Raw genomic sequence first — 21649 nt, forward strand, 5'->3', positions numbered from 1 at the left:
GCCTTGTTGTGGTTGTTGGCCTTGTAGTGGTTACTGGGCCGTCCAGCCGCCGTCGACGACGAGTTCCGCGCCGGTCATGTACGAGCTGTCCTCGCTGGCGAGGAAGAACACCGCGCTTGCCAGCTCCGAAGGGTCCGCGAGGCGACCGATCGGCGTCTTGCCCGCGACCATGTCGACCAGGTCCTGTGCCTTTTCAGCGACGCCGCTTTCGACCCAGCGCTGGAAACCCTGTGCGAGCAGGGGTGTAGTTACGAATCCGGGGTGGAGCGAATTGGCGCGGATCGGCATCTTCTTTTCCGCGAATTCGACGGCGATGCCCTTGGTGAACATGCGCACCGCGCCCTTGCTGGCATTGTAGGCAGAGACCTCGTTCATGCCGACAAGGCCCATAATCGAACTGACGTTGATGATCGAGGCGCCGCCTTTGAAGTCCTTGCCGCTCTCGGCCATCATCGGGACGAAAGCGCGGGTGCCCATGAAGACGCCGTCAACGTTGATTGCCATGATCCGCCGCCAGCCTTCGTCTGTCAGGCTTTCGACCGGGCCGGTCAGATCGGTGCCGGCATTGTTGACCAGGATGTGCAACTTGCCGTGCCGTTCCGCAACGGAGGCGCGAGCACGCTCCCAGTCCTCGCTCTTCGTGACGTTGGCCTGCAGGTAGCTGGCTGCCTGTCCGAGCCGCTCAACGGTCGTGCTTGCAAGCTCGCTGTCGGGCGCATCGAGGTCGGTCAGCACGACTTCGGCGCCCTCGGCCAGGAAGCGTTCGACACAGGCGAGGCCGATGCCGCGCAGACCGCCGGAAACGAGGGCGACGCGCCCCTGCAGGCGTTGTGAACCCAGATCGCTCATACGCCGTTCATCCCCGCGGTGCTGGCACCGTCCATGGTGAATTCGCTGCCCGAAGAGAAGCGGGCCTCGTCAGAAGCCAGCCAGGCGACGAGCCCGGCAATTTCCTCGACCGTGGCCATGCGACCCATCGGCGATAGCCCCTCGTAGGCGGCACGCGTGGCCTCGGGGTCGCCCGACTTGTCGATCAGGTTCTTGATCATCGCGGTTTCGACCACGCCCGGCAGGACGGCGTTGACGCGGATCTTGTATTTCTGGTTGCCGGCGTGAACGGCAGAGGACTTTACCAGTGCGAGAACTGCTGACTTGGAAACCGAATAGGCCACGAAATTGCCCATCGCGCGGTGCGCGTTCATCGAGGAATTGACGATGATCGAGCCGGTCGGGCCATCGGGATTCCTGGCCATGGCGCGCATTGCGTGCTGCACCGTGAGCATCACCCCGGTGAGGTTCACGCCCATGATGTTGTTCCATGCCTCGATGGTGATGTCCTCGACGCTCCCGTCGCCCGCCTCGATCCCGGCATTGGCAAAAGCGATATCCAGTCTGCCATGTTCTTCGAGGATGCGGTCGATCAGAGGTCCCCAGGCCGCAGCGTCGGTCACGTTGTGCTTTTCGAACCGTGCGCCGGTGGCAGCGCAGAGTTTCTGCGCGGCGGCCTCGTTCGAACCGGTGAAAATGACCTTTGCACCTTCGGCGGCAAGCCGCTCGACCGTGCCCGCGCCGATGCCCGAAGTGCCTCCGGTGACCAGCGCGACCTTGCCTTCAAGCCGTTTGCTCACGGCATTCTCCCAAAAATTGCTTTCCAAGCGCAACATGGCCGATCCGGGCGGCGGAACAACCTATGATTTCGGCAAGGTGACTATGACTTCACGCTGGTCCAGACATGGACCAAACAGGAAATTCCGTTCTTGGGAGAATGCAGAGAGATGGCTGACCGGGACCCCGAAGTGAAACTGGGCGAAGACCGCAGCGAAGGTATCACCTGGGCCGAACTGATGGCCACGGATTCGCGAACGCCGCCGAAGATCCTGACCGAGGAGAGCTATACCTATCGCGGCTCCGACCCGATCCCCGCCGAGCGCTACACCAGCGAGGAATTCGCTCGGCTGGAGCGCGAGAAGATGTGGCCTTACGTGTGGCAGTTCGTTGCGCGCGAAGAGGACCTGCTCGAAGCCGGTGACTATGTCGTCTACGAGAACGTCGGGCGGACTTACCTGATCGTGCGTCAAGACGACGGCTCGATCCGTGCGATGCATAACGTCTGCCTCCACCGTGGGCGCAAGCTGCGCACCGAGGACGGCAGCGCCGACAAGTTCGTCTGCCCCTTCCATGGCTTTGCCTGGAACAAGGATGGATCGTTCAACTCGATGCCGTGCCAGTGGGACTTCCCGCATCTCAAGGAAAAGGAGATGGGGCTTCCCGAAGCCGAAGTGGGCCGCTGGGCGGGCTACATCTTCATTCGCGAGGAAAAGGGCGGGCCGAGCCTTGAGGAATACCTCGCGCCGCTGCCCGAGCACTTCAAGCGCTGGCGGCACGAAGAATGCGCGACCGTCATGCGCGTGGCCAAGGAAGTACCGGCGAACTGGAAGGTCGTGATGGAGGCCTTCATGGAGGCCTGGCACACGATCGTTACCCACCCGCAGCTGCTGCCTTTCACCGGCGATTCCAATGCCGCCTACTGGACCTGGGGCGACAATGTGAATGTCAACCTTACCCCCTTCGGCGTGATGAGCCCGCACATCAAGGAAGGTAAGGGCGAGCAGTGGATCGTCGACCAGTTCATCAAGTACAACGGACGCTCGGCCGACAACTATGAGGAAGGCGCCACCGAAAACCCGATGGCGATCGCTGTGCCGGAAGGGATGACGGCGCGCGCGGCGCTGGGTGCGGCAATGCGCAAGGCCTATACCGAACAGACCGGCTACGACCATGAGGATGCGACCGACGCCGAGCTGCTCGATGCGCTGGTTTACAACGTCTTCCCGAACTTCGCGCCCTGGGGCGGTTACATGCCGAATATCGTCTACAACTGGCGACCCGGCAAGACGCCCGACACCTGCATCATGGAAGTGCGCATCCTCTCGCGCATTCCCAAGGGCCAGCCGATGCCGCATGGCGCGCCGCTGAAGTTCCTCACGCTCGACCAGAAATGGACCGAAGCGCCGGAACTGGGCATCCTTGGCGATGTGTTCGAGCAGGATATGGACAACCTGCCCTTCGTTCAGGACGGCCTTCACGCCTCCAAGAACGGCGAAGTCCAGCTGGGCAATTACCAGGAAATCCGCATTCGCCAGTTCCAGGACACGATGATGAAGTACATCAGCGGCGAATTGGGTGGCAGCAAGGAGAATGCGGCATGAGCGGCGAAGGCGCGTATGGCGGGCAAGGCGCGCATGTCGACCAGCATCCGCCCCGGATAGACTGCGTCTTCATCTGCGGCGGCGTCTGGCACGACATGGACTTTGCCCGGCTCGAACTGCTCAAGCTTCTGGCCGAGGACCAGAGCGTGCGCACGCGCGTGTTCGAGGATTATGAAAACCTCGATGCGATCCGCAAGGCCGACATCATCATCACGTATACCTGCGACGTCACGCCTTCGCTGGCAGCGCAGGAAGTCCTGCGCGACTGGCTGGCCGCCGGCGGTCGCTGGTACGCGCTGCACGGTACCAATTCGGTACTGCGCCTGCTGCAGAACGGACTGTGGGATGCGCCGCGCTGGGCGCCGCTGATGATGGACATGCTGGGTAGCCAGTTCGTCTCCCATCCGCCGATTGCCCCATACAAGGTCACGGTAGCCGATCCCACGCACCCGCTGGTCGAGGGGATCGAGGCTTTCGAGACTAACGACGAGCTGTATCACCTCGAACAGCACGGCGATCTGCACGTTCTTCTCGAGACCGAGTGCACCGAGGAAGGCACCGGGTTCGTCGAGGCGGCCGATGCGCCTGGAGTCCATCCGGTCATGTATATCAAGCGCCACGGCAAGGGCGCGGTGCTCTACAATACGCTGGGGCATTGCCGCGGACACTACGATCTTCAGCCAATGCTCGACTGGTGGCCTTCAGTGGATCGCTGCGCCTGGGAGCTGCCGGTCTTCTACGACCTGCTGCGCCGCGGCATTGCCTGGATAAAGGATCGCGAGCGGGCCTGACTTCCTCCGCGGGCCTAAAAGAAGAGGGGCGGACCGGGAAAACCGGTCCGCCCCTTTTTCAGTTTGCAGGAACTTGTCCTATCAGTGCAGCAGTCCGGCGAAGCGGTCGAGCGCGGACTGGGCCGGTTCGGGCCAGCGCGAAAGAACCAGCAGGCGTTTGTGCCCGCCGCCCACCGCCAGTTCGTCGGTCACACCCATGCCGCCGTGGAACTGGATCATTTCGTGCCCCAGCGTTACCGAGGCATCGGCGATGAAGGCGCGGGCCCCCTGGACGTTGCGGGCAAAGTCGTCCGTTCCCCACGAAACGAGCGCGAGGTTGAGCAGGGCCCGGCTGCGTTCGATAGCGGCATATTGCGCGACCATGCGGTGCTGGATGGCCTGGAAGGAACCGAGCGGCACGCCGAACTGGTCGCGGGTGCGCAGGTACTCGATCGTTTCCTCGAAAATGCGCGCCATGATGCCCAGCGCTTCGGCGCTGCGGGCAAGCGTGGCAACCTGCTCGGCCTCTGCCAGGGCACCGAGCCCGCCTTCGAGTCTGGTGGCAACCACATCGTCGAGCGTGATGTCGGTGGCGACGCTGCCGTCGGCAAGCGGCCAGTCCCGCGTCTTGAGACCTTCGGCGTCAGCCGGGACGAAGAAAAGTTCGGCCCCGTCCCTGTCGCCGGGCGCGCCGGAAACGCGCGCCGAAACTATGTAGCCGTCAGCCCCGCCGCCTGCGATGCAATAGGGCTTCGATCCGGTGATGCGATAGCTGCCGCCATCGGCATTGGCCTTGGTTTCAACCCAGATCAGGCCATCGCGCGTGCCTGCCTCGGCATGGGCGAGGGCAAGGCGGCGCGTACCGGTCAGCAGGTCCTCGATCCATTCGGCCTTGAGATCCTCCGGCGCGGTGAGTGCAAAGAGGCGTCCGGCCAGTACCACGTTCTCCGCCAGGGGCTCGACAACGAGGCCGTGGCCAAGCGCTTCGAAGACCGTGGCAATGGCGGTGCCGTCGAGGCCGAGGCCGCCCAGTTCTTCGGGAAAGGGTGCGGCGATCAGGCCGAGTTCGCCCAGAAAGTCCCAGTTCTTCCGGGAAAAACCATTGGGTTCACTCAGAAAGGCGCGGCGGCTGTCATGGTCATAATGGTCGACGACGAAACGCTCAGTCAGTGCCTTCAGCATTTCTTCGTCTTCGTTCAGTTCGAAATTCACTTTCCACTCCCGTCTGTAATTCCGCTTTACCACTATCGATGGGTGGTCCTCCGCTGCGCAAAAGGTTAGGCATTGTGGGCGGAAATTCGGCCTTGGGACGATTGTGCCGGCGGGAACGGCGGGGTAAGACGGGCTCGCGAGAGAGGAATTCATGAATTTGTTGTCACAGGAAAATATCGATGCCGTCCGGGTCATGACTCCGGAAGGCATCAAGCCCGCAGCTGAGGCATTGCACCGCATTGCCCTTGAGTGCGGGTTTCGAGCTGCTCCCGCGCACGATATCGCGGACAAGCGAACTCCGGTTGACGCGGAAGGCAATATTCTCGCAACGGAAGTTTTCGGCTGGAGCGACGACGAAAAGGTCTGGTGGCGCAATTCCCGCATTGCGCTGGATTCGCCGCTGACGTCGGCCTGCCGTTTCGAGAGTCAGCCGTTCTGGGCAAATGCCGAAGGTTTCCGCACCTTCGAGCCCAATGCCTATCTGGATTCTATCAATATCGCCAATTTCGAGCAGCGCGCGCTGACCCAGGCGGCGATCTGCGTTCCCGTGCATCTGCCATTCGGCCAGATCGGCGCCGTCAGCTTCAACCCGCTGGACAAGGCAAAGACGGACCTGTCCGAGGAGTTCAAGCTCTACTCGGATGCATTGGGGCTTTATTCGCGCACGTTCATCTCGACTTATGTCCAGATCATGGGCTCGGTTCAGGCGCTGCCACCGGAATCCCGGCTATCCAAGCGCGAAGTCGAATGCCTGCGATGGGCCGCGATCGGCAAGACCGACCTCGAGATCAGCATGATCATGTCGCGCAGTCGCGCCACCGTGCGCTTTCACATCCACAATGCCGCGACCAAGCTCAACGCCGTGAACCGCAGCCAGACCGTCTTCAAGGCGGCCCAGCTCGGCTACATCTCGCTCCAGACCTGAATTCGCTGATGAAGGGGAGGGGGCGTCAGCCCCTGTCCTCCAGCATGAGCTTCGCGCCGCGCAGGCCGAGGGCCATCGCGGGAGCATTGGTGTTGCCGGTGACGTGCCACGGGATCACGGAGCAATCCGCGACGCGCAGTCCCTGAACGCCGTTCACGCGCAGGCGCGGATCGACGACCGCCTGCGGGTCCCCGCCCATGCGGCAGGAACGAATCGCGTGCAGTCCGCATGTCGACAGGTGACGGAAGGCGGCCAACAGGTCATCGTCGCTTTCCACTTGTGGGCCCGGGATGAGTTCGGGGCCGACCATCTCGCCCAGCGGCGGCGAGGCGATGAACCGGCGCATGGCTCTTACCAGCGCAATGGCGGACTTGCGGTCATGCTCGGTAGAAAGGAAATTGTGCAGTATTTCCGGGGCGTCCGAGGGCGAGGGACCGGTGACGCGTACTGAACTTTCGCTGGTGAGGCGCAGCAGCTGGCCGTAGATCGTGACGCCCGGCTTGGGGTCGATCTTGTCGAGCGGGACAGGGTCGTTGTCATCGCCGATCCTGAAGGTGTAGCCGCCCAGATAGAACTGCGCGTCGGTCCGTCCGTCGGGATGCGCAACATTGAGAAAGGCGCCCACTTCGAAGGGCCCGGTGGCAAGGATGCCGTCATGCCTGACAAGATAGCGCAGCATCGCCAGCGCCGCGCCGATGCCGAAAAAGCTCCTGTTCGTGCCGCGTCCCTTTTCGAGGCGATAGGGAATGGAGATCGAGAGGTGCTCGATCATCCGCTCGCCGACATCGGGCGAATGGGCGATGACCGGGATGCCGGCTGCCGCCAGTCGGTCGGCATCGCCGATTCCCGAACGCTGAAGCAGGAGCGGGCTTTCCATCGCGCCGCAGGACACGACGATCTCGCCGGAACAGTCGAGCCGGCGCGGCTGGCCCTTGACGGTTGCCTCCACGGCAACGGCACGGGTGCCGTCGAAGACGATGCGCTCGGCCATAGCGTCAGTCATCACCGTGACGTTCGGGCGCTTTCTCGCGACGGCGAGGTAGGTGCGCGCGGCGGATTCGCGCTTGCCCTTGCGGATGTTGTGGCTGAACAACCCTACGCGCGGCCCGGTGGCGGCATTGAGATCGTCGACATGTTGCAGTCCCATAGCTTCGCCCGCCTCGATCATGCGGTCGGCGAGTGGGTAGGAGTAGCAGGCGGGATCGACGTGAACGAGGCCGCCTGAGCCGCGCATGGGCGATGGCCCCGCGGCGTGGTCTTCTAGTTCGAGGAAAGCCTCGGTCATCGAGGCACCGTTCCACCCGGTCGCCCCGGCCTCGCTTTCCCAGGCGTCGTAGTCGGCCGGCTCGCCGCGGCTCCAGATCATTCCGTTAATCGAGGAGGAACCGCCCAGGCCCTTGCCGCGAATCCACACTTCGCCGCCGGGGCCGCCTTCCTCGCGTGGCTGGGCGACGGGATAGGCCCACATGTGTTCGCTTTTCTGCACCAGTTTGGCGACGCCCTTGGGCAGGGTGACCCAGAAGCTGTCGTTCTCGCCGCCGGCTTCCAGCACTAGCACGCGCGAACGCCCGTCGGCACTCAGGCGCTCGGCCATGACGCAGCCGGCAGATCCTGCGCCGACGATGATGTAGTCCCAAGTCTCGGTCATGTCCGTCTCCCTGCACGTAGGGATGCACGAACTAGCGTAATGACTACCCTAGCGTTTTGGTGAGTCGGAAAGCCGCGCCGCGAAGGCTTAAACCAACACCATGACCGGACTCATATATACCGGGGTGGGAGCATGATGCGCGCTATTGCCGAAGGCCTTTTCACGGACGAAACCTCTCCACGACTGGTGGGGGGACGCGACCTTGCGACGGGACGCATCGTTTTTCCGTGCCCCGAAGGCGACGGCTACGAGCCCGTACCTCTGGGCAGGGACGGAACCTTGTGGTCCTACACCGTGCAGCGCTTTCGTCCCAAGACGCCGCCTTATGCCGGCCCCGAGGCATTCCTCCCCTGGATCGTTGCCTACGTCGAGCTGCCGGGTGAGACGATTGTCGAGGCGCGGCTGGTCGATGTCGATTTCGAAGACGTGACGATCGGCATGTCGCTGCGCCTGGCGCCGGCGCCGCTCGATCCCGATGCGGCCGATCCGGTGATGATCCCGGCCTTCGCACCAGCAGGAGGGGCAGCATGAGCGACGTTTGCATCGTCGGCATCGGCATCCACAAGTTCGGCCGTACCGATGGCGTTTCGGGCGTCGACCAGGGCGTCTACGCCGTTCGGCAGGCACTGGCCGATGCCGGTGTCGACTGGCCGCAGGTTCAGTTCGCTTACGGTAGCTCGGATGCCGCCGGCAATCCCGACACCATGGTCGATCGCCTCGGCCTGACCGGGGTCCAGTTCATTAACGTGCGCAACGGCTGCGCGGCCGGCGGTTCGGCGCTGTTCTCGGCGCAGATGGCGATCAAGTCGGGTGAGTTCGACCTTGGCCTTGCCGTCGGTTTCGACAAGCACCCGCGCGGTGCCTTCAACGCCTTGCCCAGCGAGTACAACCTGCCGGACTGGTACGGCGAAGTCGGGCAGATGGTTACCACGCAGTTCTTTGCGGCGAAGATCATGCGCTACATGCACATGTTCGGAATTTCGCATGAAACGCTGGGCCGCGTGGCTGAGAAGGCCTTTCGCAATGCCGTTCACGCGCCCCACGCCTGGCGGCGACAGCCGGTGTCGCTCGAGGAAATCCTCGAAGCGCCGCTGGTGAGCGATCCCTACACCAAGTACATGTTCTGCTCGCCCGCCGAAGGCGGTGTGGCGCTGCTGCTCGCAAGCGAGAAGAAGGCGCGCGAACTGGGCAAGCCGCTGGTTCGCCTCAAGGCGGCAACCATGCGCACCCGTCCGGCGCATTCCTTCGAAGTCTTCGCGCCGTCGCTCGATGTTGTCGAAAACGACAGCGTGCCGCGCGGCACCGCTTCGCGCATTGCCTCGGCGGATGCCTTCAAGCTGGCCGGGATCGGCCCTCAGGACATTTCCGTGGCGCAGCTCCAGGATACCGAGGCTGGCGCCGAGATCATGCACATGGCCGAGAACGGCTTTTGCGCCGATGGCGAGCAGGAAAAGTGGCTCGCCGAAGGCCTTACCGAGATCGGCGGCAGGCTGCCGGTCAATACCGATGGCGGCTGCCTTGCCTGCGGTGAGCCGATCGGCGCGTCGGGGCTTCGTCAGGTTTATGAGAACGTCGTCCAATTGCGTGGTGACGGTGGGGGGCGGCAGGTCCCGGGCAATCCCAGGACGGCTTACAGCCACGTCTACGGTGCGCCCGGTGTCTCGGCCGTGACAATTCTGGAACGTTGAATGGATATCGAACTTTCGCCTGAAGACGCCGAATTCCGCGCCGAGGTGCGCGCATTCCTGCGCGACAACCTGCCGGATGTCGTAAAGGACGGCGCGGCGGGTACGCCGTCGGTCTTCGTGGAACCCGAGATCGGGCAGGCCTGGAATGCGATCCTGCACCAGCAGGGATGGCTCGGCTACCAGTGGCCCAAGAAACATGGCGGCACCGGCTGGACGCCGCTGCAGCGCTATCTCTTCGAGAAGGAATGCGCTCTGGCCGGTGCGCCGAACCTCACCGTGCTCGGCCTCAAGCTGCTCGCTCCGGTGGTCTGGACTTTCGGGTCCGAAGAGCAGAAGGCCTATTATCTGCCGCGCGTCCTGTCGGGCGAGGATTATTGGTGCCAGGGTTTTTCCGAGCCCGGTTCGGGCTCTGATCTTGCCAGTCTCAAGACCCGCGCGGTGCGCGATGGCGATAACTATATCGTCAACGGATCGAAGATCTGGACGACCCATGCCCATCACGCGAACCGCATGTTCACGCTGGTCCGCACGAATACCGAGGTGAAGAAGCAGGCCGGCATTTCCTTCCTGCTCATCGATCTCGACACGCCCGGCGTCTCCGTGCGCCCTATCCTGACCGTCGCCGGGGACCATGAAGTCAACCAGGTCTTCCTTGAGGACGTCGTCGTCCCGGCCAAGAATCTTGTCGGCGAGGAAGGGCAGGGCTGGACCATCGCCAAGTTCCTGCTCGAGAATGAGCGCGGCGGATCGTGCCATGCACCCAAGCTCGGTTATGATCTAGACCAGATCGAAACCGCATCGCGCGAGGAAAGCGACGGCCGGGGCGGCAAGCTGATCGACCAGGTGGACTGGCGCCGCCGCATTGCCCAGACGCGCCTCAGCGTCGAGGCGCTGGAGATGATCGAACTGAAGATCATTTCGGAAATTGCCAAGGGCAAGAAGCCCGGACCGCAGACGTCGCTGACCAAGATGCTCGCCTCGAACCTGCGGCAGGAGATCGATCTGCTGGCGGTCGACCTCTACGGCCCGGCAGGGCTGCAACTCGACATGGCGCGTCCGCTTTACGGCAACGAGGCCCCTCTTGCGCTTCATTCGAAGGAAGCCCAGCTCGCCTCGCCGCGCTATCTCAACAGCCGCGCCTGGACGATCTTCGGCGGCACCAACGAAGTTCAAAGTACCATCATCGCCAAGTCGGTGCTGGGCCTGTGAGCGATCACGGAACCGGTCACCGCAATTCGAACCAAGAGAGGAAGCCCACATGCAGCTGAACCGCGAGGCGTTGACCCACGCCTATCGGCAAATGAAGCTGATCCGCGAATTTGAGGAACGTCTCCACGAGGAGATCCAGACCGGTGAAATCGCCGGTTTCACGCACCTCTATTGCGGTCAGGAAGCCGTTGCCGTGGGCGTGTGCGAGCATCTGACAGCTGCCGACAAGATCGTCTCTACCCACCGCGGCCATGGCCACTGCCTTGCCAAGGGTTGCGATGTCGACGGGATGATGAAGGAAATCTGGGGTAGCCAGGAAGGTCTGTGCAACGGCAAGGGCGGTTCGATGCACATTGCCGACATAGACAAGGGTATGCTCGGCGCAAACGGCATCGTCGGCGGCGGTGCGCCGATCGCGGTGGGCGCGGCGCTTTCCAACAAGATCGACGGGCCTGACGAGGACGGCAAGCTGGCCGTCGCCATCACCTTCTCGGGCGACGGTGCCTGCAACCAGGGCACCACGTTCGAGGCGATGAACCTGGCTGTCGTCACCAAGGCTCCGGCGATCTTCGTCTTCGAGAACAACCACTATTCCGAGCACACCGGCGTAGACTATGCGGTGGGCACGAACAACGACATCGCCAGCCGCGCGGAAGCCTTCGGCATGAAGGTCTGGCGCGGGGACGGCACCGACTTCTTTTCGGTTCACGACACGATGCGCGAAGTTCTCGACTACGTGCGCACGCCCGGCAATGGCCCGGCCGCAGTCGAATTCGATACCGAGCGCTTCTTCGGCCACTTCGAAGGCGATCCGCAGCGCTATCGCGGTGAGGGCGAACTCGATCGCCTGCGCGAGACGCGCGACTGTCTCAAGAAGTTCCGCGCCAGCGTGACCGGCGCCAAGCTGCTCACCGACGAAGACATCGACAAGCTCGATGCCGAGGCGCTCGAAGCCATCGAGAATGCGGTACAGGCCTCGCGCAATGCGGCGCGGCCCAAGCCCGAAAACGTCCTCGACAACGTCTACATCAGCTACTGAACGGCGGGAGCGAAACCATGGCAAAAATGATGTATCGCGACGCCATTCGCAACACGATCTTCCAGGAAATGCAGCGTGACGAGCGCGTCGTCGTCCTTGGCGAGGATGTCGTGGGCGGCATGGGAACGGCCGGCGGCCCCGAGGCCATCGGCGGCATCTGGTCGACCTCGACCGGCCTTTACGACGCCTTCGGCCCGGACCGGGTGATCGACACGCCGATTTCGGAAAGCGCCATCATGGGCGCGGCGGGTGGCCTGGCTCTGGCCGGCAAGCGGCCGGTGGCAGAAATCATGTTCGCCGACTTCATCGGCGTTTGCATGGACCAGCTCTGGAACCAGATTGCCAAGTTCCGCTACATGTTCGGCGGCAAGTCGGTCTGTCCGGCAGTGATCCGCATGCCGTGCGGCGCCGGTTACAACGCGGCGGCCCAGCACAGTCAGATGATCAGCCAGTTCGTCACCAACATGCCGGGCATCAAGGTTGTCATGCCGGCCACCCCGGCCGACGCTTGCGGCCTGTTGCGCCAGGCGATCCGCGATGACGATCCGGTGGTCTTCCTCGAGCACAAGTTCCTCTACGGCTTGTCGGGCGAAGTACCGGACGATCCGGACTATGTCGTGCCATTCGGTCACGCGCGCCTTGCCCGAGCGGGCGAGGACGTTACGATCGTCGCGTCCGGCATGATGGTCGGCTATGCCGAGACGGCAGCCGACGATCTGGCCCAGGACGGGATCGGCTGCGACGTCGTCGACTTGCGAACGACTTCGCCGCTCGACGAGGAGGCGATCCTCGACTCCGTCGAGGTGACCGGCCGTCTCGTCATCGTCGACGAAGCGCCGCCGCGCTGCTCGCTGGCAACCGACATTTCCGCGCTCGTTGCGCAGAAGGCCTTCGCCAGCCTGAAGGCACCGATCGAGATGGTTACCCCGCCGCACACGCCTGTCCCGTTCGCCCGCGAACTGGAAAGCGCTTACCTGCCGAGCCCCGCAAAGGTCGCGGCGGCTGTGCGCAAGACCCTGGAATATCGCTGAGGAGGGCGCACCCATGAGTAGAATTCGCGCCTTCACGATGCCCAAGTGGGGTATCGAGATGACCGAAGGAACCATCGCCGAGTGGATGGTGAAGGAAGGCGAGAGCTTCAAGCGCGGCCAGACGCTGTGCCTGATCGAAACCGCCAAGATCACCAACGAGGTCGATGCCGAATACGATGCCACCGTGCGGCGCATCGTCGTCGAGGGCGGCGGTGAGGCGGAGCCCGTCGGCGCGCTTCTGGCCGTTTTCGACGACGGCAGCAATTCCGATGCCGACATCGAGGCTTTCATCGCCGGTTTCAAGCCGGCCGAGGGCGGCGTGGCCGAAGGCGCGTCGAAGGCAAAGTCCGCTGCAAGCGCACCGGCCGCTGCCGCGTCGGCTCCGGCGGAACCGGAGAAGCAGCGGATCAAGATCGACACCAACCGGCCGATCAGCCCCGAGGCCTTGCGCCTTGCAGAGGAAGAAGGCGTCGACATAGCCGTGATCGAAGGATCGGGCCGGGGTGGACGCATCACCCACCAGGACGTCGTCAAGGCGTTGCGCGGGTCGGCGGTGCCCACGCTCAAGGGGCCGGTGGCGGTTCAGGAGGACAACCTCAAGGTCTTCGCCTCGCCGCTTGCGCGCCGCCTTGCCGCGCTCCATGGCATTTCGCTTTCCGGCGTGTCCGGCTCGGGTGCCCGCGGCCGCATCTCCAAGGCCGATGTGCTGGCGCTGGTGCCAAAGCCGACTGCCGGTGCCGGCGTGGGAACGCCCGAGTTCGTGGCCGGTGAGAACCGCCCCGAAGTTGTACCCTTCGATCGCATCCGCAAGGTGGTTGCCCAGCGACTCACCGCCGCGAAGCAGGATATCCCTCACTTCTACCTGCGCATGTCGGCCCGTGCCGACAGGCTCATCGAGATGCGCAAGACGGCCAACCTCGTGCTGGGTTGCAAGGCCTCGGTCAACGACTGGATCGTCAAGGCTTCGGCCATGGCGCTCGCCCGGCACCCGGATGTCAACGTCCAGGTGCATGGCACCGAGATCTACCGTTTCCCGCACGCCGACGTCTCGATGGCGGTGGCGAGCCCCAAGGGCCTCGTCACTCCGGTCGTGCGCCAGGCGAACCTCATGCGCATCGACCAGCTCGCGGCCGAAACCCGCCGCCTGATCGACAAGGCGCAGGCGGGTCGCCTTGGCATCGAGGACATGGAAGGCGGGACTTTCTCCGTCTCCAACCTGGGCATGTTCGGGATCGAGAACTTCGATGCGATCATCAATCCGCCGCAGGGCGCGATCCTCGCAGTAGGTGCCGCTAAGCGCCAGCCGGTCGAGACGGAGGCAGGCGGCGTCGCATTTGAGAACCGCATTTCCTTCACGCTCTCGGTCGACCATCGCGCCATCGACGGCGCGGCAGGGGCTCAGTTCCTGCAGACGCTCAAGAGCCTCATCGAGGAGCCGGAAGGCATCTTCGCCTGAAAGGACATACAATGACCAGTTCCGCTACTCCGGGACCGCTGAAGAAGCTGGGCGAAGTGATCCAGCTCGCCTATTTCCCGACAGACTGGGACGAGGCGATGAAATACTGGATCGAGACCGTCGGCGTCGGCCCGTTCTTTGTCCTCAATGACGTGCGCCTTGGCGAAATGAAGTACAAGGGTGAGCCCACCGATGCCGTCTTCTCCATGGCGATCGGGTACTGGGGCGATATCCAGATCGAACTGATCAAGACGGATAGCGATGCGCCTTCGCTCTACGCGGGCGAATATGCCGTTCGCGACCGGCTTCACCATATCTGCGTCTTCGTCGACGACATCCAGGAAGCGCGCCGGGCTTGCGCCGAGGCGGGAGCGCAGGTCATCGTCGAAGGCAAGGTCGGCGAGGACGGTGAAGTGATCTATGTCGATCCGGGCAAGGGTCCGGGCCACGTGATCGAGTATCTTCAACCGATGTCGGGTACGGAAGGCCTGTTCCAGATGATGAAGGATGCCGCCCGGGACTGGGACGGTTCCGATCCGATCAGGGTGCTGCAGTAATGACCGAGATTTCCCGATACGCCCTGGACATGGCCGAGCGGGTGGAAGCCTTTGTGCGCGAAGTTGTGGTGCCTTACGAGAAGGACCCGCGCCGCGACCACCACGGTGCGCCGACCGACGAACTGGTGATGGAGATGCGCGGGAGGGCCCGCGATGCCGGGGTACTTACGCCCCACATCAAGGCTGACGGTTCGCACTTGACCCAGCGCGAGACGGCCGTTGTCCTGATCAGGTCCGGCCTTTCGCCGCTCGGCCCGCTGGCGTGCAACACGATGGCCCCGGACGAGGGCAACATGTACCTCATCGGCCACGTCGGTTCGCCCGAGTTGAAGGAGCGCTTCCTCAAGCCGCTTGTCGACGGTTCGGGGCGCTCGGCCTTCTTCATGACCGAGCCGGCCGAATGGGGCGGTGCGGGCAGCGATCCCTCGATGATGAAGACGACCTGCCGCAAGGACGGCAACCACTGGGTCGTCAATGGCCGCAAGACCTTCATCACCGGTGCGCAGGGCGCGAAGGTCGGCATCGTCATGGCGGCCTCGGCGGAAGAGGATACCAAGGGCGGCGCCTGCATGTTCCTCGTCGACCTGCCCGATCCGGCGATCGTGATCGACGAAGTTCCCAATACCATCGACACCTCGATGCCCGGCGGTCATGCAACGCTGACCATCAAGGACATGCGCATCCCGGCCGACCAGATGCTCGGCCTTCCGGGCGAAGGCTTCAAGTATGCGCAGATCCGCCTTTCGCCTGCCCGCCTGTCGCACTGCATGCGCTGGCTTGGCTGCTGCATCCGCGCGCACGAGATCGCGACCGACTACGCCTGCCGCCGCGAGGCATTCAGCAAGACCCTGATCGACCACGAAGGCGTGGGCTTCATGCTGGCCGAGAACAAGATCCTCATCCAGCAGTGCGAGCTGATGATCGACTGGTGCGCCTCCGTGCTGGACACCGGCTCGCTGGGCACGGTGGAAAGCTCGATGGCCAAGGTCTCGGTGTCCGAGGCCCTGATGAAGATCGCCGACAACTGCATCCAGGTCATGGGCGGAACCGGCGTGACCGAACGCACCATCGTCGAGCAGGTCTTCCGCGAAGTGCGCGCCTTTCGCATCTACGACGGCCCCACCGAAGTCCACAAGTGGTCGCTTGCCAAGAAGATCAAGCGCGACTGGCGCAAGGCCCAGGAGGCAGCGAAGGAAGCGGCAGGGGCATGACAGACGTTGTAGAGGCCAATACCGGCACGACTGCGGTCCGCGCAGGCTATGCCTTCGACGAAGCCGCGCTGACCGCGTGGCTGGAGACCCATGTGGAGGGTTTCGAGGGCCCCCTGGCGGTCGAACAGTTCAAGGGCGGACAGTCGAACCCGACCTACAAGCTGGTGACGCCCTCGCGCAGCTACGTGCTGCGGCGCAAGCCGCCGGGCCAGCTGCTCAAGGGCGCCCATGCGGTGGAGCGCGAGGCCAAGGTGCTGTCGGCGCTTCACGGTGCGGGTTTCCCGGTGGCCAGGGTCTATGGCCTGTGCACCGATGACGATGTCATCGGGACCTGGTTCTACGTCATGGAGATGGTCGAAGGGCGCATCTTCTGGGATGCGAGGGTGCCGGGCGTCTCCAACGCGGAGCGCGCGGCGCTCTACGATGCGATGAACGCGACGCTCGCGCAGCTGCATTCCTTCGATCCCGAGGCGATCGGCCTTGGTGACTACGGCAGGCCGGGCAATTACTTCGCGCGCCAGGTGGGGCGCTGGTCGAAGCAGTACCGCGACGACGAGGCTGCGGGCCGCGACGGGAACATGGACGCGGTGATCGACTGGCTCGAGGCGAACATGCCCGAGGACGACGGCGCATCGAGCGTGATCCACGGCGATTTTCGCATCGACAACATGATCTTCCATCCCACCGAGCCGCGGGTTATGGCCGTGCTGGACTGGGAACTGTCGACGCTGGGCCATCCGCTGGCAGACTTCGCCTATCACGCGATGATGTACCACATGCCGCCGCATATCGTGGCCGGGCTGGCCGGAGCCGACATCGTCGCCCTGGGCATTCCCAGCGAAAAGGACTACGTCGCGGCCTATTGCCGGCGCACCGGGCGCAAGGACATGCCGGGCTACCGCTACTGCATGGCCTTCAACTTCTTCCGCCTCGCCGCGATCTTCCACGGCATCAAGGGCCGCGTGATCCGCGGCACCGCAGCCAACGCACAGGCAAAGGAACGCGCCGAGGCCTTTCCAGAGCTCGCCCGGCTCGCGCTGCAGGCCTCGCGCGGGGAACTGGGCTGACAGGGAAGGGGCGCAAATGCGCCTCCCCCGCGTTTTCTTGACTTTCCCGGCCCATCTGCCTATTGGCCGGCCTTTCCGAACCAGCAGATTCTTACGGAGTGCCCATGGCGCGCGTTACTGTCGAAGATTGCGTCGACAAGATTCCCAACCGCTTCGATCTCGTCCTGCTTGCCGCACAGCGTGCGCGTGAGATCTCAGGTGGTGCGGAGCTGACCGTCGACCGCGACCGTGACAAGAATCCGGTTGTTGCCCTGCGCGAGATCGCCGAGCAGACGGTTCGTCCCGCCGAGCTCAAGGAAACGCTCATCACCTCGATGCAGCGCGTGCTGCCCGACGACGATGACGAGATGGACGATGTCGGCTCGCTCAGCCAGTCGGCCGAGGCCCTGCGGATCACCGCTTCGGCGCCGACCCGCAACACCTCGATCGGCGGCGATTACGACGGCTGACGGTCTAAGGTTGACTGGGACAGGTTGACCGGCAAGTCTCTGCGGGGTGAGTGGAAAGAAACGTACACTGCCCCGCATAGCCGGCAGCACCAGTGCCAGATCATCCGGGAGGGCGAAGCCCTCCGGTGCGACAATCGCCATATACAGTGTCAAGGGCGGCGTAGGTAAGACCACCTTCGCCGCCAATCTTGCGTGGTGCGCGGCCAACTTGTCCGGGCATCGCACCCTGCTGTGGGATCTCGATGCAGCCGGTGGCTCGGCCTTCCTGTTCGACCTTGAGCCCAGGGGATCGCGTCATGCCGAGGATGTGTTCTCGAAAGAAGAATCTCCCGAGCGGCTGATCCAGCATACCACCATCGATGGCATCGACGTTCTGCCGGCCGACGAGAGTCTGCGCGCGCTCGACACCAAGCTCATCCAGATCGGCAAGCGCAAGCGTCTCGCCAAGCTTACCGCGCAGTTGGCGACTGACTACGATCGTATCATCCTAGATTGCCCGCCGGTGATGAACGAGGTGAGCGCGCAGGTCGTGCGCGCAGCGGATCTCGTCATCGTGCCTTTGCCGCCATCGCCGCTTTCGTCGCGGGCCTTCGATCTCGTGGTTCGGGAGATCGCGGGCCATACCCGCAAGCATCCGCCGATCCTGCCGGTACTCTCGATGCTCGACCTGCGGCGCGGGCTGCACCGCGAAGTGCTCAAGGAGCATCCGAACTGGCCTGCCATCCCCTATGCCAGCGTAGTGGAGCAAAGCGCGGTTCGCCAGCGGCCCGTCGGGGCTTTTGCGCCCCAGAGTCCGGCTGCGAAGCAGTTCGCGCTCTTGTGGAATGCGATTGAGCGCAAGCTGGCTGAACGCCGCAAATAGGCGGTCGGGCCGAAGCGGGCAGGCAAGCAAAAGGGGCGGTGAGCATCTCTGCTCGCCGCCCCCTCCTGCATTTTCCCGAGGGAAAACCGCGGTATGCGATCCGCTGGATCAGGCCCCTTGCGGCGCTGTGCCTCCGGAGAAGCGCTTGCCGGCCTTGGGAATCGAGGACCCGGCCACGCGCGCGGGCTTGCCCTTGCCGCTCGGCTCGCTGGGCCGGTCGATCTCGCCGGTATCCATGAGCTGCTTGATCTCGTCGCCAGAGAGCGTCTCGTACTCGAGCATGGCGTTGGCGAGCAGATGCAGTTGCTCGTTCTTCTCGTTGAGGATCTGCGTGGCGCGCGCATGGGCCGTGTCGACCAGCAGGCGGATCTCGCTGTCGATCAGCTTGTTGGTCTCGTCCGAGGCCATCAGTCGATGCGAGCCGCCCATGCCGAGGTAGCCTTCCTGCTGCTCTTCGTACTGCAGCGGGCCGAGCTTGTCGGACATGCCCCACTTGGTGACCATGTTGCGGGCCAGGCTGGTGGCATACTGGATGTCCGACGAGGCGCCGCTGGAGACCTTGTCGTGTCCGAAGATGATTTCCTCGGCGACGCGGCCGCCCATCGCGACCGAGAGGTTCGCGAGCATCTTGTCACGGTGATACGAGTAGGAATCGCGTTCCGGCAGGCGCATGACCATGCCCAGCGCGCGGCCGCGCGGGATGATCGTTGCCTTGTGGATCGGGTCCGAAGCTTCTTCGTTCAGCGAGACGATCGCGTGGCCGGCCTCGTGATAGGCGGTCATCTTCTTCTCGTCGTCGGTCATGACCATCGAGCGGCGTTCCGCGCCCATCATGACCTTGTCCTTGGCGTCCTCAAATTCCTGCATGGCCACGAGACGCTTGTTGCGACGCGCGGCAAGCAGGGCGGCCTCGTTGACGAGGTTGGCGAGGTCCGCGCCCGAGAAGCCCGGCGTACCGCGGGCGATGACGCGCGGATTGACGTCGGGGGCAAGCGGCACCTTCTTCATGTGCACTTCGAGAATCTTCTCGCGGCCCTCGATGTCCGGAACCGGCACGACGACCTGGCGGTCGAAGCGGCCCGGGCGCAGCAGCGCGGGGTCGAGCACGTCCGGACGGTTGGTCGCGGCGATGATGATGATGCCTTCGTTGGCCTCGAAGCCGTCCATCTCGACCAGCAGCTGGTTCAGCGTCTGCTCGCGCTCGTCGTTCGAATTGCCGAGGCCATGGCCGCGGTGACGGCCCACGGCGTCGATTTCGTCGATGAAGACGATGCACGGTGCGTTCTTCTTCGCCTGCTCGAACATGTCGCGTACGCGGCTGGCGCCCACGCCCACGAACATTTCGACGAAGTCCGAACCGGAGATGGTGAAGAAGGGAACGCCCGCTTCACCCGCGATGGCGCGGGCGAGCAGCGTCTTGCCGGTACCGGGCGAGCCGACCAGCAGCGCGCCCTTGGGGATCTGGCCGCCGAGCTTGGAGAAGCGCGAGGGATCGCGCAGGAACTCGACGATTTCCTCCAGTTCCTCGCGCGCTTCGTCGATGCCCGCGACGTCTGCAAAGGTAACGCGGCCCGACCGTTCGGTGAGCAGCTTCGCCTTCGACTTGCCGAAGCCCATCGCACCCGAGCCACCGCCTTTCTGGACCTGGCGCAGCGCGAAGAACGCAATGCCGACGATCAACAGGAAGGGCAAGGTCTGGGCCAGGATGTAGACCAGCAGGTTGCCTTCCTCGGGCGCCTTGCCGGCATACTTGACGTCATTGGCCTGGAGCAGCTGCGTCAGGGTGGTGTCGCCAGGAACTGGCACGGTGGAGAATGTGTCGCCGTTCTTCATCTGGCCATCGATGCGTTCCTCGCCGATCTCGACCGCCATCACGCTGCCTTCGGCAACCTTGGCGCGGAAATCGGAATAGGGAATCATCGGGCCAGCGTCGCTGCGCGAACTGAACATGGAAACCACCATGAGCAGTGCAAGGAAGATGCCACCCCAGACGAGGAGGCTCTTGACCCAGGGATTGCCGTTGGGCTGGTCGTCGTTCATTGTCGGATAAACCGTCCTTTCGTCCGCCAATGTAAGCGCGCATGGCTGAATCGCAAGTTAGCGAAGCTGTATAGACTGATCGAATCGACAGGTCGTTGCAGGCAGTTGGCCTGCCTCGTGTCAAAGAGGGCCATTCTCCGGCGCTCGCATCTGCGATGCAGGTAGAACCATCGTCATCCGCGCGCCATCGAAATGGGGCGCAGAACCGTGGTTTTCCAGGATCATCCGGCCCTCGAGCTGCTGGCTGAGCAGCCGCGAGATGCGCAGGCCCACGCTGTCCGCCTTTTCGAGGTCGAACCCGTCGGGCAGACCGGCGCCATTGTCCTCGACAGAGAGGAGGATGTCGTCGTCCCGCTGGAGGACCTTCACGAGAATCGTTCCGCTCTCGCGCTCGCAAAGCCCATGCTCCAGCGCATTGGCCACCGCTTCCGAGAGAATCAGGGCAAGCGGAACGGCAGTTCCAGGCCTGAGTACGATACCGGAGTCCGCTTCGATGTTGCACGCGATCCCGGGCCTGCCGTTCGAGGCCATCAACTGGCCCATGACTTCGCGGATGAAGCTGTCGAGCGGCATGAGATCGCCATCGGGGCGGTAGAGCTGGCGCTGGATTCGCCCGATCACCTGCAGGCGCGAGACGGCGTCGGACAGGGCGTTGCGTGCGCTCGGTTCGTTCAGTCCGCGCAGCTGGAGGGACAGGACCGCCGCGATCATCTGCAGGTTGTTACCGACCCGGTGCTGCATTTCCTGAAACAGCAGTTCGCTGCGATCGGCAAGCCGCCCACGCTCTTCTGCCAGCTCACGCACGTTCTCCCGTGCATCGAGCAGCCTGCGGTTCGCGGCCTGCATCAGGTGGACGAGGCCGATGTCGACTGCGACCACACCGCCATAGAACAGCAGCGCGGTCACGGTTCCGCTGTCGCCGTGGAAGGAGAGACGCGGAGGGATGAAGAAATACCACGCGAACAGGCCGCAGAGCACGGCCGCGACGATGCCCGGGCGCGGGCCGAACAGGAACGAGGTGATGATGACAGCCGGGAAGAACGTCAGATAAGGGTAGCCCGGAGGGAAAGCGCCATCGAGTTCCCAGCGCAGCAGCAGGGCCAGCAGGCACAGCGCAAGCGTCACGCCATATTGCACCGGCGGCATGCCGCTCAGCAGCGGCAGGCGTTCGGTGAATCGGCTGATCTTGCTCAAGTCAGTCCCCATGGGGTTGGCAGGGAACGGTCCTGCCGATCCGGGCTGCTTATCTCTCTTGCGGTCATTGCCAGGGCGATTC

General features: G+C 63.8%; 20 protein-coding genes. 14 read left to right on the forward strand and 6 right to left on the reverse strand.

Features of this window, described 5'->3' with window-relative positions:
- Window positions 1-30 precede the first annotated feature (30 nt).
- Both PP1Y_RS12885 and PP1Y_RS12890 read right to left on the reverse strand, forming a co-directional pair.
- Window positions 31-849, reverse strand: a complete 819-nt coding sequence (locus PP1Y_RS12885; RefSeq protein ID WP_013832641.1) for an SDR family NAD(P)-dependent oxidoreductase — start codon at window positions 847-849, stop codon at window positions 31-33.
- On the reverse strand, window positions 846-1664 hold the full coding sequence (locus tag PP1Y_RS12890; protein WP_013832642.1) for an SDR family NAD(P)-dependent oxidoreductase: 819 nt from the start codon (window positions 1662-1664) through the stop codon (window positions 846-848). The genes PP1Y_RS12885 and PP1Y_RS12890 overlap by 4 nt, the downstream gene beginning before the upstream one ends.
- Window positions 1665-1775: 111 nt before the next feature.
- On the opposite strand from PP1Y_RS12890, the gene PP1Y_RS12895 reads away from it, so the two are divergent.
- The gene (locus PP1Y_RS12895) at window positions 1776-3209 is read left to right on the forward strand and encodes an SRPBCC family protein (RefSeq protein ID WP_013832643.1); all 1434 of its coding nucleotides are present in this window, start codon (window positions 1776-1778) and stop codon (window positions 3207-3209) included.
- A complete protein-coding gene (locus PP1Y_RS12900) occupies window positions 3206-4000 on the forward strand; it encodes a ThuA domain-containing protein (protein WP_013832644.1) in 795 nt (264 codons plus the stop codon). Before PP1Y_RS12895 ends, PP1Y_RS12900 begins: the two co-directional genes overlap by 4 nt.
- Window positions 4001-4081: 81 nt before the next feature.
- Here PP1Y_RS12900 and PP1Y_RS12905 read toward each other — a convergent pair whose 3' ends face one another.
- Complete coding sequence (locus tag PP1Y_RS12905; RefSeq protein ID WP_041558834.1) at window positions 4082-5191, reverse strand: acyl-CoA dehydrogenase family protein; 1110 nt, start codon at window positions 5189-5191, stop codon at window positions 4082-4084.
- Between the two features lie 151 nt (window positions 5192-5342).
- On the opposite strand from PP1Y_RS12905, the gene PP1Y_RS12910 reads away from it, so the two are divergent.
- Entirely contained in the window at window positions 5343-6116 is a 774-nt protein-coding gene (locus tag PP1Y_RS12910) for a helix-turn-helix transcriptional regulator (protein WP_013832646.1), read from the forward strand.
- Between the two features lie 25 nt (window positions 6117-6141).
- Here PP1Y_RS12910 and PP1Y_RS12915 read toward each other — a convergent pair whose 3' ends face one another.
- A complete protein-coding gene (locus tag PP1Y_RS12915; RefSeq protein ID WP_013832647.1) occupies window positions 6142-7764 on the reverse strand; it encodes a GMC family oxidoreductase in 1623 nt (540 codons plus the stop codon).
- Window positions 7765-7899: 135 nt separating this feature from the next.
- On the opposite strand from PP1Y_RS12915, the gene PP1Y_RS12920 reads away from it, so the two are divergent.
- From PP1Y_RS12920 to PP1Y_RS12970, 11 genes are all read left to right on the forward strand, one after another.
- Window positions 7900-8295: a Zn-ribbon domain-containing OB-fold protein gene (locus tag PP1Y_RS12920; RefSeq protein WP_013832648.1), complete on the forward strand. Its 396-nt coding sequence runs from the start codon at window positions 7900-7902 to the stop codon at window positions 8293-8295.
- Entirely contained in the window at window positions 8292-9452 is a 1161-nt protein-coding gene (locus tag PP1Y_RS12925; protein ID WP_013832649.1) for a thiolase family protein, read from the forward strand. The genes PP1Y_RS12920 and PP1Y_RS12925 overlap by 4 nt, the downstream gene beginning before the upstream one ends.
- Window positions 9453-10661 (forward strand): acyl-CoA dehydrogenase family protein, encoded by a 1209-nt coding sequence (locus tag PP1Y_RS12930; protein ID WP_013832650.1) that lies wholly within the window; start codon window positions 9453-9455, stop codon window positions 10659-10661. It begins immediately after the preceding gene.
- 49 nt (window positions 10662-10710) lie between these two features.
- Window positions 10711-11700 carry a thiamine pyrophosphate-dependent dehydrogenase E1 component subunit alpha gene (locus PP1Y_RS12935; protein WP_013832651.1) on the forward strand — a complete coding sequence of 330 codons (990 nt, stop codon included), beginning with the start codon at window positions 10711-10713 and terminating at the stop codon, window positions 11698-11700.
- Between the two features lie 17 nt (window positions 11701-11717).
- Window positions 11718-12731: an alpha-ketoacid dehydrogenase subunit beta gene (locus tag PP1Y_RS12940; protein ID WP_013832652.1), complete on the forward strand. Its 1014-nt coding sequence runs from the start codon at window positions 11718-11720 to the stop codon at window positions 12729-12731.
- A 13-nt stretch (window positions 12732-12744) separates the two neighbouring features.
- The gene (locus tag PP1Y_RS12945; RefSeq protein WP_013832653.1) at window positions 12745-14187 is read left to right on the forward strand and encodes a 2-oxo acid dehydrogenase subunit E2; all 1443 of its coding nucleotides are present in this window, start codon (window positions 12745-12747) and stop codon (window positions 14185-14187) included.
- Window positions 14188-14198: 11 nt separating this feature from the next.
- Window positions 14199-14744: a VOC family protein gene (locus tag PP1Y_RS12950; RefSeq protein ID WP_013832654.1), complete on the forward strand. Its 546-nt coding sequence runs from the start codon at window positions 14199-14201 to the stop codon at window positions 14742-14744.
- Window positions 14744-15955, forward strand: a complete 1212-nt coding sequence (locus PP1Y_RS12955) for an acyl-CoA dehydrogenase family protein (protein WP_041558835.1) — start codon at window positions 14744-14746, stop codon at window positions 15953-15955. Before PP1Y_RS12950 ends, PP1Y_RS12955 begins: the two co-directional genes overlap by 1 nt.
- Complete coding sequence (locus PP1Y_RS12960) at window positions 15952-17022, forward strand: phosphotransferase (RefSeq protein WP_013832656.1); 1071 nt, start codon at window positions 15952-15954, stop codon at window positions 17020-17022. The genes PP1Y_RS12955 and PP1Y_RS12960 overlap by 4 nt, the downstream gene beginning before the upstream one ends.
- A gap of 104 nt (window positions 17023-17126) precedes the next feature.
- Window positions 17127-17471, forward strand: coding sequence for a DNA-directed RNA polymerase subunit omega (gene rpoZ / locus PP1Y_RS12965; protein ID WP_007013760.1), 345 nt, complete (start codon window positions 17127-17129; stop codon window positions 17469-17471).
- 67 nt (window positions 17472-17538) lie between these two features.
- Complete coding sequence (locus tag PP1Y_RS12970; protein WP_232512720.1) at window positions 17539-18333, forward strand: ParA family protein; 795 nt, start codon at window positions 17539-17541, stop codon at window positions 18331-18333.
- 108 nt (window positions 18334-18441) lie between these two features.
- Here the strand turns inward: PP1Y_RS12970 and ftsH are convergent, their stop codons facing one another.
- Both ftsH and PP1Y_RS12980 read right to left on the reverse strand, forming a co-directional pair.
- Complete coding sequence (ftsH, locus tag PP1Y_RS12975) at window positions 18442-20373, reverse strand: ATP-dependent zinc metalloprotease FtsH (protein WP_007013762.1); 1932 nt, start codon at window positions 20371-20373, stop codon at window positions 18442-18444.
- A gap of 120 nt (window positions 20374-20493) precedes the next feature.
- A complete protein-coding gene (locus PP1Y_RS12980) occupies window positions 20494-21579 on the reverse strand; it encodes a sensor histidine kinase (protein ID WP_013832658.1) in 1086 nt (361 codons plus the stop codon).
- Between the last annotated feature and the right edge of the window lie 70 nt (window positions 21580-21649).

It is taken from the genome of Novosphingobium sp. PP1Y (genome assembly GCF_000253255.1).
Classification (GTDB): domain Bacteria; phylum Pseudomonadota; class Alphaproteobacteria; order Sphingomonadales; family Sphingomonadaceae; genus Novosphingobium.

Excerpts from the sequence above, each read along its gene's own strand:
- PP1Y_RS12885 (WP_013832641.1), bottom strand. The coding sequence starts at position 849 with ATGAGCGATCTGGGTTCACAACGCCTGCAGGGGCGCGTCGCCCTCGTT.
- PP1Y_RS12890 (WP_013832642.1), bottom strand. The coding sequence starts at position 1,664 with ATGTTGCGCTTGGAAAGCAATTTTTGGGAGAATGCCGTGAGCAAACGG.
- PP1Y_RS12895 (WP_013832643.1), top strand. The coding sequence starts at position 1,776 with ATGGCTGACCGGGACCCCGAAGTGAAACTGGGCGAAGACCGCAGCGAA.
- PP1Y_RS12900 (WP_013832644.1), top strand. The coding sequence starts at position 3,206 with ATGAGCGGCGAAGGCGCGTATGGCGGGCAAGGCGCGCATGTCGACCAG.
- PP1Y_RS12910 (WP_013832646.1), top strand. The coding sequence starts at position 5,343 with ATGAATTTGTTGTCACAGGAAAATATCGATGCCGTCCGGGTCATGACT.
- PP1Y_RS12915 (WP_013832647.1), bottom strand. The coding sequence starts at position 7,764 with ATGACCGAGACTTGGGACTACATCATCGTCGGCGCAGGATCTGCCGGC.
- PP1Y_RS12920 (WP_013832648.1), top strand. The coding sequence starts at position 7,900 with ATGCGCGCTATTGCCGAAGGCCTTTTCACGGACGAAACCTCTCCACGA.
- PP1Y_RS12925 (WP_013832649.1), top strand. The coding sequence starts at position 8,292 with ATGAGCGACGTTTGCATCGTCGGCATCGGCATCCACAAGTTCGGCCGT.
- PP1Y_RS12930 (WP_013832650.1), top strand. The coding sequence starts at position 9,453 with ATGGATATCGAACTTTCGCCTGAAGACGCCGAATTCCGCGCCGAGGTG.
- PP1Y_RS12935 (WP_013832651.1), top strand. The coding sequence starts at position 10,711 with ATGCAGCTGAACCGCGAGGCGTTGACCCACGCCTATCGGCAAATGAAG.
- PP1Y_RS12940 (WP_013832652.1), top strand. The coding sequence starts at position 11,718 with ATGGCAAAAATGATGTATCGCGACGCCATTCGCAACACGATCTTCCAG.
- PP1Y_RS12945 (WP_013832653.1), top strand. The coding sequence starts at position 12,745 with ATGAGTAGAATTCGCGCCTTCACGATGCCCAAGTGGGGTATCGAGATG.
- PP1Y_RS12950 (WP_013832654.1), top strand. The coding sequence starts at position 14,199 with ATGACCAGTTCCGCTACTCCGGGACCGCTGAAGAAGCTGGGCGAAGTG.
- PP1Y_RS12955 (WP_041558835.1), top strand. The coding sequence starts at position 14,744 with ATGACCGAGATTTCCCGATACGCCCTGGACATGGCCGAGCGGGTGGAA.
- PP1Y_RS12960 (WP_013832656.1), top strand. The coding sequence starts at position 15,952 with ATGACAGACGTTGTAGAGGCCAATACCGGCACGACTGCGGTCCGCGCA.
- rpoZ (WP_007013760.1), top strand. The coding sequence starts at position 17,127 with ATGGCGCGCGTTACTGTCGAAGATTGCGTCGACAAGATTCCCAACCGC.
- ftsH (WP_007013762.1), bottom strand. The coding sequence starts at position 20,373 with ATGAACGACGACCAGCCCAACGGCAATCCCTGGGTCAAGAGCCTCCTC.
- PP1Y_RS12980 (WP_013832658.1), bottom strand. The coding sequence starts at position 21,579 with ATGGGGACTGACTTGAGCAAGATCAGCCGATTCACCGAACGCCTGCCG.